Source organism: Actibacterium naphthalenivorans (assembly GCF_014196965.1).
Classification (GTDB): Bacteria; Pseudomonadota; Alphaproteobacteria; order Rhodobacterales; family Rhodobacteraceae; genus Actibacterium_A; species Actibacterium_A naphthalenivorans.
Map to the genome: position 1 here is coordinate 1,128,681 of NZ_JACIEQ010000001.1, position 13,465 is coordinate 1,142,145.

Below are 13,465 nucleotides of genomic sequence, written 5' to 3' on the forward strand. Positions count from 1 at the left end.
GCCAGCCCCCGCGACATCGCTAAGGTTCGCCGGACCTGAACCCGGAGAACCCGATGCGCCTGATCCTGCCACTCTTGGCCAGCCTTCTGTCCGCCCCGCTGGCCCATGCCGCCACCCCCTGCGGCGGCAGTTTCGGCAGCTTTCTGTCGGGCCTGAAGAAAGAGGCGGTGGCGATGGGCCACAGCCCCGCCAGCGTCGACCGCTTCCTGGCGCCCGTGCGACACGATCCCCGAACCCTGCGCGCCGATCGGGCACAGGGCGTGTTTCAGCTTGATTTCATCACCTTCTCGCGCCGGGTGATCAGCCAGAACCGCATCGACAACGGCAAGCGCAACGCCCAGAAATGGGCGCGGGTCTTCGACAGGATCGAGCGTGACTACGGGGTCTCGCGCGGGGTGCTTCTGGCCTTCTGGGCGCTGGAAACCGATTACGGCGCGGTGCAGGGCGATTTCAACACGCTCAATTCGCTGGTGACGCTGGCCCATGATTGCCGCCGCCCCGAACTGTTCCGCCCGCAGATCTTTGCCGCGCTCACCCTGTTCGAAAAGGGCGAGTTCGACCCGGCCACAACCACCGGCGCCTGGGCCGGAGAGATCGGCATGGTGCAGATGCTGCCGGGCGACATCCTGGAAAACGGTGTCGATGGCGATGGCGACGGCCATGTCAGCCTGAAGACCTCGCCGCCCGATGCGCTGATGTCGGGGGCGAACATGCTGCGCGATCTGGGCTGGCGCGCGGGCGAGCCGTGGTTGCAAGAGATCGTTGTGCCCCCGACCCTCGACTGGGCGAAGACCGGGCTGAACCACAAGATGCGCGTGGACGACTGGGCAAGGCTGGGCATCCGGCCGCGCACGGGCACATTCGGGCCGGGCAACCTGCCCGCTTCGGTGCTGTTGCCGATGGGGCGCAACGGGCCGGCCTTCCTCGCCTATCCGAATTTCGACATCTATTTCGAATGGAACAAAAGCTTCGTCTACGTCACCACCGCCGCCTATTTCGCCACCCGGCTGGAAGGCGCCCCGGTATTCAACGCAGGCACGCCCGAGCCGGGGCTGACCGGCCCGCAGTTGAAGGCGCTGCAGCAAAAGCTGACCGCGCACGGGCATGATGTTGGCGGGATCGACGGCATCCTGGGCGCCAAGACGCGCGACGCGGTTCAGGCAGAGCAATCGCGGCTGGGCCTGCCGGCCGACGCCTGGCCGACGCCGGCGCTTCTGAACCGGCTCTGACCCGCTGCTTGTCGGCCCTGACAGGCTTTCTCGCCCGCCCCGCGTCAGGCCACCAGCTGCTCGGCCTTTTTCAGATCCACCGACACCAGTTGGCTGACCCCCTGTTCGGCCATGGTGACGCCGAACAGACGGTCCATCCGGCTCATCGTCACGGCATGGTGGGTGATGACCAGAAACCGCGTGTCGGCGCGGTGGGCCATCTCGTCCAGCAGGTCGCAGAACCGGGTGACGTTGGCGTCATCCAGCGGTGCGTCCACCTCGTCCAGCACGCAGATCGGGGCCGGGTTGGCCAGAAACACCGCAAAGATCAGCGCCATCGCCGTCAGCGTCTGTTCACCGCCCGACAATAGCGAAAGCGTGGCCAGCTTCTTGCCCGGCGGCTGGCACATGATCTCCAGCCCCGCTTCCAGCGGATCGTCGGATTCCACCAGCACCAGCTTGGCCTCGCCGCCGCCGAAAAGATGCGTGAAGAGCAGGGAAAAATTGCTGTTCACCTGTTCGAACGCGGTCAGCAGGCGTTCACGCCCTTCGCGGTTCAGGCTGGCGATGCCGCTGCGCAGCGCCTTGATCGCCTCTTCCAGATCCCGCTTTTCATTGACCAGCGTGTCATGTTCCTCCTGCACCTCTTTCGCATCTTCCTCGGCGCGCAGGTTGACCGCGCCCAAGGCATCGCGCTGGCGCTTCAGGCGGTTCACGTCATGCTCGATACTCTCTGCCGACGGCATCCGCTCGGGATCGGCCTCCAGGCTTTGCAACAGCGCGTCCGGGGTAATGTCCTGCTCTTCCTCGATGCGCAGCGCGGCCTGGCTGACCGTGGCGCGGGCGGCATCGGCGCGCGCTTCGGCGCGGGCGCGGGCCTCGCGCGCCTCCGAGGCGGCGCGTTCGGTCTCGCGCTCGGCCACCGTCGCCTCGCGCAGGGCGGTTTCGCCCTCGGCCAGCGCATCGGCGGCCTTCTGACGCCGGGCCTCCGCCGCGGCGATGGCGCTCGCCAGTTCGGCGCGTTTGGCGGCGATCTCCTCCGGCGCGGCGGCGGCGCCTTTCAAATCGGCCTCAGAGCTTTCCTTGCGCTCGGCCAGCTCGCTGATGCGTTTGCCGGCCGTTTCCAGCCGGTGGCGCCAGCCGCTCAGCTCCTTCGTTACCTCCTGCCGGCGCTTCGTGCGCGCCTCACCCTCTCGGCGCAGCTCATCATGGGCCGAGCGTTTGGCGAGCATCGTCATCCGCGCCGCCTCGACCGTCATCCGCACATCTTCGACCTCGGCCCGGGCGCTGTCCAGATCGCCCAGTTCGGCCACCGCCGCCTCGGCCTCTTTCTGGCGGGCGCGGGCGGCCATCGCCTCTTCCTCGTGGCGGGCGACGGCCAGTTGCGCGCTTTCCAGCTTGGTTCCGGCGATCGAGCGATCGGCCTCCACCCGCGACAACGCCCGCCCGGTATCGGCCACCAGACGGTCGGCGTCGCGGCGGGCCTGGCGCGCCAGACGGTCAGCCTCGGTCAGGTCGGCCAGCCGCTTTTTCAGAACCTCATGCGCCTGCGCAGCACCGGCGGCGCGGGCGGCGGCCTCTTCCAGATCGCGCTTGAGCTCGACCAGGCGATTGAGCTGCTGCAGGCGCAGCGCGGCGGCGGAGGGCGCATCCTCGGCGCCGGCGCGAAACCCGTCCCAGCGCCACAGATCACCCTCGACGCTGACCAGCCGTTGCCCCGGCTTCAGATGCGGCTGCAGGCGCGCGCCATCCGCCGGATCGACCAGCCCGATCTGCGCCATGCGGCGGGCCATCACGCCCGGTGCGGTCACATGGGCCGAAAGCGGCGTGGCCCCTTCCGGCAACGGCTGCGACGCGTTGTAGCCGGGCAAAAGCACCCAGCCGGAGGGCGCGTCCGGCGTGATCTCGGGGATGCGCAGATCATCGCCCAGCGCCGCGCCGAGCGCCTTTTCATACCCCGGCGCCACCCGGAACCGATCAAGGATCTGGCCCCCTTCGGCCGTGTCGCGATCGACAAGCCGGGCCAGCGCCGCCACCTCGGCCCGCAGGGCGCTGGCCTCGCCCTCGGCCTCGGAATGACCGGCGCGGGCGTCTGCCTCGCGCGCCTGTGTGTCGGCGCGGGCCTGATCGGCCTGCACCAGCGTGGCCTCGGCGTTTTCGGCGGTGCGCACAGCCTCGGCCTGCGCCGCCTCGGCCGCCGCGACCTCTTCGGCCGATCGGGCAAGCGCCGCCTCGGCCTGCGCCACGGTCGCACGGGCGCGCCCGGCCTCGGCCTCGTTCTTGGCGAGCGTCCGGGTGACATCTTCCATCAGGCGATGCGCCGAATGGTGCCGGGCGGCCAGCCGCGCCACATCCTCCGTCAGGGCCGACAGAGCCGTTTCGCGGTCTTGCAGAACCTGCGCCGCCTCTTGCGCCGTCGCAGCGGCCGTCTCCAGCGCGGCGTCATGACCATCGCTCAGCTTTTCAAGCTGCGCCTGTTCCCATTCCAGCTTGCCGATGGTCTCACCGGCATCGCGGTTCAGCCCGGCCTCGCGCTCCATGTCGCGGGTGAGCTGACCGATGCGGGCGGTCAGGGTCTCGATGGTCTTCCGGGCGCGCGCCTCCTGATCGTTCAGCGTGTCGTGCTGCACCTGCAGACGTTGCAGCACGGCGGCGGCGATCGCCTCTTCCTCGCGGCGGGCGGGCAGCTTGTCATCTGCCTCCTGCCGCAGCTTCGCGGCCTGGCGCACCGCCGCCTCGGCCTGCGCCGCGGCCTTCGTTCGCTCGGTCAGTTCGGCCTCGGTGCCCGCGCGGGCCTCGTCGGCCTCTTTCCAGCGACGATAGAGCAACAGCCCCTCGGCCCTGCGCAGGCTTTCACCGATCTCGCGATAGCGGGCGGCCTGCCGGGCCTGCCGGGCGAGCTGCGTCAGATGGCCGGCAAGCTGTTCGACCACGTCATCCACGCGGGTAAGGTTGGCCTCTGCCCCCTTGAGCTTCAGCTCGGCCTCGTGTCGGCGCTGGTACAGGCCGGAAATCCCGGCGGCCTCTTCCAGAATGCGCCGCCGCGCCTTGGGCTTGGCGTTGATCAGCTCTGCGATCTGCCCCTGCCGCACCAGCGCCGGGGAATGCGCCCCCGTCGAGGCGTCGGCGAACAGCATCTGCACATCGCGGGCGCGAACGTCCCTGGTGTTGGCCTTGTAGGCCGATCCGGCATCGCGGGTGATCCGCCGCACGATCTCCAGCGCATCGTGATCGTTGAACCCGGCGGGCGCCAGCCGCTCGGTATTGTCGATGGTCAGACTGACCTCTGCGAAGTTGCGCGCGGGCCGCGTGGCGGCGCCGGCAAAGATCACATCCTCCATCCCGCCGCCGCGCATCGCGGTCGGGCGGTTTTCGCCCATCACCCAGCGCAGCGCCTCGAGCAGGTTGGACTTGCCGCAGCCGTTGGGGCCAACCACGCCTGTCAGCCCCTCGGCGATCACGAGATCGGTGGGGTCAACAAAGCTTTTGAAGCCGTTGAGTCTGAGGCGGGTAAAGCGCAACTGCGGGCGTCCGTGATTCCAAGAAGTCTCAAATCCTTTGGGTTGTGGCCCCGCAAGTCAAGCAAAGACCACCGTATCTGCGCGCCAATCGGCGGTTTTCCACAATATATCGATGAAACTCACGCATGTTGTTGGCTCGCTTTACGTTACGGCAGCGCGACAGTTTTTCATTGGCCCGGTCCGGGGTGTGCGGGTTAAGAAATTAACAGTTTAAAGTCAGTGCCTTGGGGGCATTTCAGGATGAGCATCAAGATCCGGACCGAAAGCCCGCTGACACCGGACAGCCGCCGCCTGATCGACGAAAGCGAAGCCGCGTTGCGCGCGGTTTTTCCGCCCGAGGAATGTTTCAGCTTTTCGGCCGAGGAACTGGCCATGCCCAACACCCAGTTCCTGGTCGCCCGCCTGAACGGGCAGGCGCATGGCTGCGTCGCGCTTGTCGATCAGGTGTTCTATGGCGAGGTCAAAAGGCTGTTCGTCGCGCCCGAGGCGCGCGGGCTTGGCCTGGCGCGGGCCCTCATGTCAGCGCTTGAGGCGGCGGCCGAGGATATCGGCCTGACCTGCCTGCGCCTGGAAACCGGGCACGCGCTGACCGAGGCGGTGAACCTGTACCGAACCATGGGCTTTTACGTGTGCGACGCGTTCGGTGACTACCCCGATATCCCGTCGAACCTGTTTCTTGGGAAATCCATCGGAAGTTTTGTCAGACAGGGTTCGGGCAAAACAGCTTTGCCCGCATCAGGGCCGGATCACCGCCGAAGCTTCCCGGAATGATCTGACAGCCCGTCGCCAGTTCGATGGCACGGTGGCCGCGCGCGATCACCCCTGCGGCGGCCGGGCCGAATTCCACGCTGGTGCGCACCGCCTGTGCCGTTCTCCCATCAGTAAACACGCTGAATTGGCTGGAGCCGACCGTCACCTTTCGCGCCGGGAAGCCGTAAAGATCAATCGAAGGGCTGTTGCACCCCGCCATCAGCAACACCGCCGCCAGGATCCCGTTGCGCATCGCAGCCCCCGCCATTGCCCGTTTCGCGCCATGGAAGATCATTTGGGTTAACCGGGGCTTAACAGGGCAAAAGGACCGCTTCGAATTGACGCATTCGCAGGCCGGCCGCCATTCCCCATCATATTCCAAATATTGAATTCAATTGGAATCAGCCATGCACCCGACGATGACACGCCCGGCAGATCGCTATTCACCCCTGTATTTCCTCGTCTCGCTCGGGGCGGGCGGCCTGGCGGTGACGTTCTTCATGTATCTGATGTTCTGGGTGCCGCACCCGACACGCCCGGTGCCGGTGTTCGAGGATGTGGCCGCGGCCTTCGCCGCCGGCGGCCTGCCAATGCAGCTTGGCATCGTGGCGGCCTATATCGGCATCACCGTATTCGTGGTGCTGAACCTCCGGTCGCTGGTCTGGAACATCACCCGGTACCGCAGTTTCCGGCAGACCGAAGCCTTCAGGCAACTCGTCAGCACCAATGCCGAGACACAGCTTCTGGCCATGCCGCTCGCGATGGCGATGAGCGTCAACGCCGCCTTCATCGCCGGCATGGTTTTCATGCCGGGCCTGTGGAGCATCATCGAGTACCTGTTCCCCTTCGCGCTGGTGGCCTTCGCCGCTATCGGCTGGCTGGCCTTCCGGTTTCTGGGGGATTTTCTGGGCCGGGTGCTGACCAAGGGCGGCGTGTTCGACGTGACGGCGCATAACTCCTTCGCGCAGCTTCTGCCGGCCTTTGCCCTGTCGATGGTCGCCGTGGGCTTTGCCGCCCCCGCCGCGATGAGCGTGACGCCGCTGACCATTGGCATCTCTGTGATCGGGTCCACCTTCTTTGGCGTGGCTTCGGTGCTTTACGCGGTGGTCGCGGCGATCACCGGGTTCAATTCGATGCTGCATTACGGCACCGCGAAGGAATCCGGCCCGACCCTGCTTGTGGTGGTGCCGATCATGACCGTGCTGGGCATCCTGCTGCTGCGGCAGGAACATGGGCTGCATGTCGCCTTCGATGCCCATGCGGTGGCGGTGGAAACGCTTGTAACCCTGACGCGGCTGATGTCGGTGCAGGTGGTCTTTCTGATGCTCGGCCTGCTGGTGCTGCGCCGTCAGGAGTATTTCAAGCAATATGTCTTTGGAGCCGACAATTCCCCGGGTGCCTATGCGCTGATCTGCCCCGGCGTCGCGCTGTCGGTGATGACCCAGTTCTGGCTGAACAAGGGGCTTGTCGCCGCCGGGCTGGTCGCAAAGTTCAGCGCGGGCTACTGGCTGATCACCGCCATCGCCATCGCCTTCCAGATGTCAATGATCCGGCTGGTGTTCCACCTGAACCGGCGTCATTTCGGGCAGGGCCGCAAAACGGTTGCGGTGCCGGCCGAATAGCCGGGGCGCGATGGGAAGATCAAGAAACGGGGGGCGGGCGCCCCCTGTTTTTGTCTATCCGCTTGATCACCCGCCGCCCGCCGCTACGATCCGCCGGCACCCCGCAACCAGACGGAGCCCGCGCGTGATCCTGCACCTTGCCCTTTTGCTGACCTTCCAACTGACCGGCGCGGTGATCAGCCGTGTCTTTGCCCTGCCCCTTCCCGGCCCGGTGATCGGCATGGCGCTGCTGCTGTGCTTTCTCGCGGCCGCGCCGCGTGTGGCGCTGCCGCTGCGGACCACCGCGCAGGGGCTGCTGTCGCACCTTTCGCTGCTGTTCGTGCCGGCGGGCGTGGGCGTGGTCGGGCATCTTGATCTGCTGGGCGCCCAGGGCGGGCCGATCTTCGCGGTGCTCGTGATCTCGACCACCGCGGCCATTGCCGTGGCCGCGCTGACCTTTACGCTGGTGGCGCGCAAGAGCGGGGCCGGAGATGCCTGAGTTTCCCGAGATCTGGAGCTATCTGGCCCGCGATCCGCTGATCTGGCTGACCGCGACGCTGATCGCCTATGTCATCGGCGACACGCTGTTCCGCGCGGCGGGGCGGCGGCCGTTTGCCAACCCGGTGCTGATCGCGGTGATCCTGCTGGCGGTGTTGCTGCGGGTCACGCAAACCCCCTATGCGATCTATTTCGAGGGCGCGCAGTTCGTGCATTTCATGCTCGGCCCGGCCACGGTGGCGCTGGCGGTGCCGCTGCACGCCAATCTCGCGCGGGTCCGCAAAAGCGCGCTGCCGCTGCTGGCGGCGCTGCTGGCCGGATCGCTGACCGCGATGCTGAGCGCGGTGGGGCTGGGCTGGGCGCTGGGGATCCGGGGCGAGGTGCTGCTGTCGCTCGTGCCGAAATCGGCGACCGCGCCGGTGGCGCTGGGGATATCGGAAAGCATCGGCGGCTCGCCCACGCTGACCGCCGTGCTGGTCATCACCACGGGCATCATCGGCGCGATCGTGGTGACCCCGCTTCTGAACCTGCTGCGCATTCGCGACTGGCGCGCGCGTGGCTTTGCCGTGGGCGTGGCCGCGCATGGCATCGGCACCGCCCGCGCGTTTCAGGTGAACGAGACCGCCGGGGCCTTTGCCGGGATCGGGATGGGGCTGAATGCGATGCTGACGGCGATTCTGGCGCCCATCGTGGTGCGCCTGCTGTTCTGAGCCGGTGAGGGTTTGCACCAGCGCGCGCGCGGACGCTCAGGCCCGGTTCGCGATCTCGATCAGGTTGCCGTCGGGATCGCGGATATAGATCGAGATGATCGGCCCCCTCGCCCCGGTGCGCCGCACCGGCCCCTCTTCGACCGCGATACCCCAGCCGCCCAGATGCAGCACCCACTCGGCCACCGGGGTATCGGACAGGAAACACAGATCGGCGCTCCCGGGCGTGGGGCTGGCGGCCTTGGGGTCATATTCCGTGCCATGCGGATGCAGGTTGATCTTCTGATCGCCGAATTTCAGCGCGGTGCGGGTGGACCCGTCGGCCGGGTGAAACTCCAGCCGTTCCATCCCCAGAACGGTCTGGTAGAACGCAACTGTATGGTCGATGTCGGTGACGGTCAGCACCAGATGGTCAAGGGATGCAAGTGTTGGCGCCATGCGGGCTTCCTGCAGTTCACAAAGGGGTTGCCTCAGCATGCATCGGGGCGGCGGCGAAGTGCAACCGCCGGCGCGGCGCCAGAAAAGTTTCATGCCTCCGGCGGGGATATTTCCGGAAAGGCGAAAGGGTCAGAGGCTTGCCGCCACCCGGAAGGCATCGGGGACGGTGTCCTTGCCGTCGAGCATCAGGTCGGCCATCACCTGCGCGACCTTGGGCGCCATTCCGAAGCCGATCTTGAACCCTCCGTTGGCGATGAACTGACCGGCGCGGCCGGGGTAATGGCCCAGCATCGGGGCCCGGCTTCTGGCGCGGGGCCGGACGCCGGCCCAGCGTTGCAGGATGGGGGCGTTTGCGAGCTGCGGCAGGGCGGTGATGGCGCGGGTTAGAAGATCGTCGAGCTTTGCATCCGTACTGTCGGCCGTGTCGAACTCGCGTTCGGAGGTGGAGCCGATGGCAAGCGTCCCATCGGCGTGTGGCACGAAGTGAAGCGTGTCGGCGAACAGCTGCGGCTGGTGCCGCATGTCATGGGCCAGCAGGATCGCCTGGCCCTTCACGCCGTTGCCGACCGGGCGCCCGAGCTCTTCGGACAGGGCCCGCAGGCCTTCGTAACCCGTGGCCCAGAGGACCAAACCCTGTGTGGGGCCGCTATCCGTGATCTCTGCGCCCAGAGCCTGCAGCGCCCCGGCCAGTGCCGCGCAGGCATGCGCCGGGTGCAGGCGGGCGGTCAGCGTGTCGTGGATCAGGTATCCGGTCGGGCTGTGCGGCGCCCAGTCGGGGAACGCGGCGGCGGGGGTGACGCGCCACGACGCCCGGCCCTGCCAGAGATCCTTCGCCCGCGCCGCCCGCGCCTGCGCCAGATCCATGGCGCGCGCGTCGGCGATCGGTTGCAGCCGGCCGGTGCGGCCATAGCCGGGCGAGAGGCCCGAGGCCTGTTGTACCCGCCTCCAGAAGGCTTCGGCCAGCACCAGGCTGTCGAACTGAAACGCCTTCTTGTCGTTCCAGTTTTCCGGCGTGTGCGGGGCCAGCGCGCCGACGATACCGCCCGAGGCGCCCGCCCCCACGTGCCGCTTTTCGATCAGCCGCACCCTGGCGCCTTTTTCGGCGCAGGCGAAGGCCACCGACAGGCCGAACGCGCCTGCCCCCATCACCGTGACGTCAACCGTTGCCATTCCCCGCGCCCTTCCGCATTCTCGCGCCATGCGTCCTTCGTCTAAGGCATCCCATGCGAACAGACCAGCCGGCAGAGCTTGAGTGGAAAGAGGGCGGCACGCCGGTGTCGCGCCGCTTTGACGATCCCTATTTCTCGCTCGAGAACGGGCTGGAGGAGACGCGCCATGTGTTTCTGGCGGGCAACGATCTGCCCGCGCGCTTCGCCCCGGGCTTTCACATAGCAGAGCTCGGGTTCGGCACCGGGCTGAACATGCTGGCCGCGCTGATCGCCTGGCGGCACAGCGGGCAGAAAGGCGCGCTGCGTTTCACCAGTTTCGAGGCGTTTCCGATGTGCCCCGATGACATATCCCGCGCGCTTGACGCTTTTCCCGAGGCCAAGGCCGTGGCCGGGCCGTTTCTGGCCGCCTGGGCCGCCGGGCAGCCGGTGTTCGAGACCGGTGACCTGCGTGCGGAGATCATTGTCGGCGATGCGCGCGAGACTGTGCCGCGCTGGGGCGGGCGGGCCGATGCGTGGTTTCTTGACGGATTTTCCCCGGCCAGGAACCCCGAGCTTTGGGATACGGAACTGATGGGCGCTGTCGCGCGCAATACCGCGCCGGGCGGCACGCTGGCCACCTATACCGCGGCGGGCCATGTGCGCCGCGCCCTGGGCGCGGCCGGGTTTGAGGTTGAACGGCGTTCAGGCTTCGGGCGCAAGCGTCACATGACGGTGGGGCGGATGCCCGCATGACCGAACAGAACACCCGGCTCGGCATCCTGCTGATGGTTGTCACGACCTTCGTGTTTGCCCTGCAGGACGGGATCTCGCGCCATCTGGCCGGCCAGTACAACGTGCTGATGATCGTGATGATCCGCTACTGGTTCTTCGCCGGATTCGTTATCGTGGTGGCGGCGCGCAAGGCGGGCGGCGTGCGGGCGGCGGCTGCCACGCGCCAGCCGGTGCTTCAGATATTTCGCGGGTTGCTGCTGGCGGCCGAGATCTGCGTGATGGTCACGGCCTTCGTGGTGCTCGGCCTGGTGGAAAGCCACGCGGTTTTCACCAGCTATCCGCTGCTTGTCGCGGCGCTGTCGGGGCCTGTTCTGGGCGAAAAGGTCGGCTGGCCGCGCTGGGTGGCGATCGGCACCGGCTTTGTGGGGGTGCTTGTCATCCTCGAACCGGGGTATCGCGTGTTCGCCCCCGCCGCACTTGTTCCGCTGGCCGCCGCGTTGATGTTCGCGCTTTACGGGCTGCTGACGCGCTATGCCGCGCGGGCCGACACCTCCGCCACCAGTTTCTTCTGGACCGGCACGACCGGCGCCGTGGCGATGACCGGCATCGGCCTGTGGCACTGGCAGCCGATGAGTATGGGCGACTGGGGCTGGATGGGCCTGCTGTGCATCACCGGCGCGTTGGGGCATTACCTGCTGATCCGGTGCTATGAGGTCGCCGAGGCCAGCGCGGTACAGCCCTTCGCCTATCTGCAACTGGTGTTCGCGACTGCCATCGGACTGTCTGTATTTCACGAAAGGCTGGAGCCGAACGTGGCCATCGGCGCGGTCATCGTCATCGGCGCGGGGCTGTTCACCCTGTGGAATGGCCGGCGCGGCGCCTAATCCGCGTGCAGCTCTTCCGACAGGCGCAGGGCCGCTGCCCGCCCGGACAGGCGCGCGCGATAGATGGGCAGCGATTCCATCACCCGCATCACATAGTTGCGGGTTTCGCGATAGGGGATCATCTCTATCCAGTCGATCACATCGGTTCCGGCCGACCGCGGATCGCCACGCTCTGCGATCCAGGCCCGGGCGCGGCTGGGGCCGGCGTTGTAGCCGGCCGCGACCAGCACGTAATTGTCACCGAACTCTTCCACCAGCTCGGCCAGATACGCCGCGCCGAGGCGGGCGTTATATTCCGGATCGGTCAAAAGCGCGTCGCTGGAATAGGCGATTTCAAGCTTGTGCGCCACCGACCGCGCCGTGCCCGGCATAAGCTGCATCAACCCGCGCGCCCCCGCACCGCTGACGACGCTGGCGTTGAACTCGCTTTCGCGCCGGGCGATCGACAGGACCAGCTCGTCCGGCACGGGGTGCTTCGCGGCGGTCAGCCGGGTCAGCGGGAAATAGGCGCGCGGCAGGATGGTACCCTGACCCGCGGCGACCTTGGCGATACGCAGGGCGATATGCGGCTCATGCACCGACAGGGCAAGACCCGCAAGCTGCGCCTGGCCCTGGGGCCCGGCGGTTTCGGCGATATGGGTCATGAACATCTCCGCCAGGTTGCGTTCGCCCGCCTGCACGAACAACAGCGCGGCTTTCAGCGCGGAGGAGCCGGCGAAGGGGGCTGTCGTCCAGTCGGGGTAGGTTTCGCCGCCGGTCAGGGCCGGGTCCATCGGCAGGCCGGCGCGTTCGGCGGCGAGCTGACCGTAAAAGCCGGACTGGTGCTGCCCGCCGCTGGCATAGGCCGCCTGCGCCTCGGGCAGGCGCCCCAGCGCCTCGAGCGCGCGGCCTTGCCAGTAGCCGGCGCGGCCAAGGCTGATCGGGGTTTCCACACCCGCGTCGAAACGCCGGAAATGGGTCAGCGCAAGCTCCGGCTGATGTTTCAGCCGCAGCGCGACGAACCCGGCCAGCCATTCTAGATCGGCGAAATCGGCGCCTTCGGTCAGGTAGTGACGCGCGGCCAGGCGGTAGGCGAGTTCGACCTTGCCCTCGCGCATCGCGCGGCGCGCCAGGATGCGCCGCCAGTTGGCCCAGCGCTCGGGCTGGCCAAGCCGGTCGGCGGCGGTGCTGCGATCATCCAGCAGGACGGCGGCATCGTCATAGCGCCCCTTGGCGACCCGCCACCCGAACCGCTCATAGGCCAGGCCCGCGTCATCCTGCAGGTCGGCCGGCACCGCGGCGATCAGCTTGTCGACGCCGGGGCCCTGATTGCGCAGGGTCATCCGGGCCACGGCCAGCGTGCGCCAGCCCTCGGGCACCAGCGGCAACATCAGCCGGGCCGAAGCGGCATCGCCCCGCCACAGCATCGCGTCCAGCCGGGCCACATGATGCGGGGCCAGAAGCGGGCCAAACTCATCCAGAAGGATGGCGTGGGTCATGTCCGACAGCGGCAGGCTGCGCCAGGTCAGCACGGCCTGCGCCTCGGCGTCGCCCCTGCGGCCAAGCGCGGCATAGGCCAGGGCCAGGCGCACGGCGCCAAGGCCCGTCACCGGCGGATTTTCGGCGAAATACTCCAGCACCTCCGCCGGGGCGACATCCGCCCCGATCTTGCCTTCGCCACGCGCGCGCATCCGGTCCAGCCCCGGCCAGTCGGGATTGCGCGCAAGAAACTCGCGATAGTCATCGAACGCGCCTTCGCCGGCGCGCAGATAGCGCCACTCCACGATGTCGCGCACGACCCGGCCTTCGCCACGGGCACGGGCGCGGGCCATATCCCATTTGTCGGCGCGCACATCGCGCATGACCTGCGTCAACGGCACATCGCCCGCCATCGCGGGGAATGCCAGAAGCAGGGCAAGAAACAGAACAAGGCCGGAGATGCGCATGGGAACCCGCAAAGTCAGATGATTTGCCAAAACTCTCACTTCGCCCTATCAGG

At 67.5% G+C, this 13,465-nt stretch carries 12 protein-coding genes; 7 read left to right on the forward strand and 5 right to left on the reverse strand.

Annotated elements, in window-relative coordinates; genetic code table 11:
• Positions 1-53 precede the first annotated feature (53 nt).
• Positions 54-1,229: a lytic murein transglycosylase gene (locus GGR17_RS05620; protein ID WP_054537767.1), complete on the forward strand. Its 1,176-nt coding sequence runs from the start codon at positions 54-56 to the stop codon at positions 1,227-1,229.
• Positions 1,230-1,273: 44 nt separating this feature from the next.
• On the opposite strand, the gene GGR17_RS05625 is transcribed toward GGR17_RS05620, so the two are convergent.
• Positions 1,274-4,729: a chromosome segregation SMC family protein gene (locus GGR17_RS05625; RefSeq protein WP_054537766.1), complete on the reverse strand. Its 3,456-nt coding sequence runs from the start codon at positions 4,727-4,729 to the stop codon at positions 1,274-1,276.
• A gap of 240 nt (positions 4,730-4,969) precedes the next feature.
• Here GGR17_RS05625 and GGR17_RS05630 point away from each other — a divergent pair, with 240 nt between their 5' ends.
• Complete coding sequence (locus GGR17_RS05630) at positions 4,970-5,500, forward strand: GNAT family N-acetyltransferase (protein ID WP_054537765.1); 531 nt, start codon at positions 4,970-4,972, stop codon at positions 5,498-5,500.
• Here GGR17_RS05630 and GGR17_RS05635 read toward each other — a convergent pair.
• A complete protein-coding gene (locus GGR17_RS05635; protein WP_157445491.1) occupies positions 5,430-5,732 on the reverse strand; it encodes a hypothetical protein in 303 nt (100 codons plus the stop codon). The two genes, GGR17_RS05630 and GGR17_RS05635, sit on opposite strands and share 71 nt — an antisense overlap.
• A 166-nt stretch (positions 5,733-5,898) precedes the next feature.
• Between GGR17_RS05635 and GGR17_RS05640 the strand changes: the two genes are divergently transcribed.
• The 3 genes from GGR17_RS05640 (at position 5,899) to GGR17_RS05650 (ending at position 8,288) form a co-directional block, all read left to right on the forward strand.
• Positions 5,899-7,101 carry a TsoY family (seleno)protein gene (locus tag GGR17_RS05640; RefSeq protein WP_235974403.1) on the forward strand — a complete coding sequence of 401 codons (1,203 nt, stop codon included), beginning with the start codon at positions 5,899-5,901 and terminating at the stop codon, positions 7,099-7,101.
• 124 nt (positions 7,102-7,225) lie between these two features.
• Positions 7,226-7,579, forward strand: coding sequence for a CidA/LrgA family protein (locus tag GGR17_RS05645; RefSeq protein ID WP_054537763.1), 354 nt, complete (start codon positions 7,226-7,228; stop codon positions 7,577-7,579).
• The gene (locus GGR17_RS05650) at positions 7,572-8,288 is read left to right on the forward strand and encodes an LrgB family protein (RefSeq protein ID WP_054537762.1); all 717 of its coding nucleotides are present in this window, start codon (positions 7,572-7,574) and stop codon (positions 8,286-8,288) included. The genes GGR17_RS05645 and GGR17_RS05650 overlap by 8 nt, the downstream gene beginning before the upstream one ends.
• Positions 8,289-8,324: 36 nt before the next feature.
• On the opposite strand, the gene GGR17_RS05655 is transcribed toward GGR17_RS05650, so the two are convergent.
• Both GGR17_RS05655 and GGR17_RS05660 read right to left on the reverse strand, forming a co-directional pair.
• A complete protein-coding gene (locus GGR17_RS05655; RefSeq protein ID WP_054537761.1) occupies positions 8,325-8,723 on the reverse strand; it encodes a VOC family protein in 399 nt (132 codons plus the stop codon).
• 129 nt (positions 8,724-8,852) lie between these two features.
• On the reverse strand, positions 8,853-9,893 hold the full coding sequence (locus GGR17_RS05660) for an NAD(P)/FAD-dependent oxidoreductase (RefSeq protein WP_054537760.1): 1,041 nt from the start codon (positions 9,891-9,893) through the stop codon (positions 8,853-8,855).
• 53 nt (positions 9,894-9,946) lie between these two features.
• Here GGR17_RS05660 and mnmD point away from each other — a divergent pair, with 53 nt between their 5' ends.
• Both mnmD and GGR17_RS05670 read left to right on the forward strand, forming a co-directional pair.
• Positions 9,947-10,624, forward strand: coding sequence for a tRNA (5-methylaminomethyl-2-thiouridine)(34)-methyltransferase MnmD (gene mnmD / locus GGR17_RS05665; RefSeq protein ID WP_054537759.1), 678 nt, complete (start codon positions 9,947-9,949; stop codon positions 10,622-10,624).
• Positions 10,621-11,487, forward strand: a complete 867-nt coding sequence (locus GGR17_RS05670; RefSeq protein ID WP_054537758.1) for a DMT family transporter — start codon at positions 10,621-10,623, stop codon at positions 11,485-11,487. Before mnmD ends, GGR17_RS05670 begins: the two co-directional genes overlap by 4 nt.
• Here the strand turns inward: GGR17_RS05670 and GGR17_RS05675 are convergent.
• Positions 11,484-13,412 carry a lytic transglycosylase domain-containing protein gene (locus GGR17_RS05675; RefSeq protein ID WP_054537757.1) on the reverse strand — a complete coding sequence of 643 codons (1,929 nt, stop codon included), beginning with the start codon at positions 13,410-13,412 and terminating at the stop codon, positions 11,484-11,486. The two genes, GGR17_RS05670 and GGR17_RS05675, sit on opposite strands and share 4 nt — an antisense overlap.
• Positions 13,413-13,465: the final 53 nt, after the last annotated feature.

Excerpts from the sequence above, each read along its gene's own strand:
- GGR17_RS05670 (WP_054537758.1), top strand. The coding sequence starts at position 10,621 with ATGACCGAACAGAACACCCGGCTCGGCATCCTGCTGATGGTTGTCACG.
- GGR17_RS05675 (WP_054537757.1), bottom strand. The coding sequence starts at position 13,412 with ATGCGCATCTCCGGCCTTGTTCTGTTTCTTGCCCTGCTTCTGGCATTC.
- GGR17_RS05635 (WP_157445491.1), bottom strand. The coding sequence starts at position 5,732 with ATGCGCAACGGGATCCTGGCGGCGGTGTTGCTGATGGCGGGGTGCAAC.
- GGR17_RS05650 (WP_054537762.1), top strand. The coding sequence starts at position 7,572 with ATGCCTGAGTTTCCCGAGATCTGGAGCTATCTGGCCCGCGATCCGCTG.
- GGR17_RS05655 (WP_054537761.1), bottom strand. The coding sequence starts at position 8,723 with ATGGCGCCAACACTTGCATCCCTTGACCATCTGGTGCTGACCGTCACC.
- GGR17_RS05640 (WP_235974403.1), top strand. The coding sequence starts at position 5,899 with ATGACACGCCCGGCAGATCGCTATTCACCCCTGTATTTCCTCGTCTCG.
- mnmD (WP_054537759.1), top strand. The coding sequence starts at position 9,947 with ATGCGAACAGACCAGCCGGCAGAGCTTGAGTGGAAAGAGGGCGGCACG.
- GGR17_RS05620 (WP_054537767.1), top strand. The coding sequence starts at position 54 with ATGCGCCTGATCCTGCCACTCTTGGCCAGCCTTCTGTCCGCCCCGCTG.
- GGR17_RS05630 (WP_054537765.1), top strand. The coding sequence starts at position 4,970 with ATGAGCATCAAGATCCGGACCGAAAGCCCGCTGACACCGGACAGCCGC.
- GGR17_RS05660 (WP_054537760.1), bottom strand. The coding sequence starts at position 9,893 with ATGGCAACGGTTGACGTCACGGTGATGGGGGCAGGCGCGTTCGGCCTG.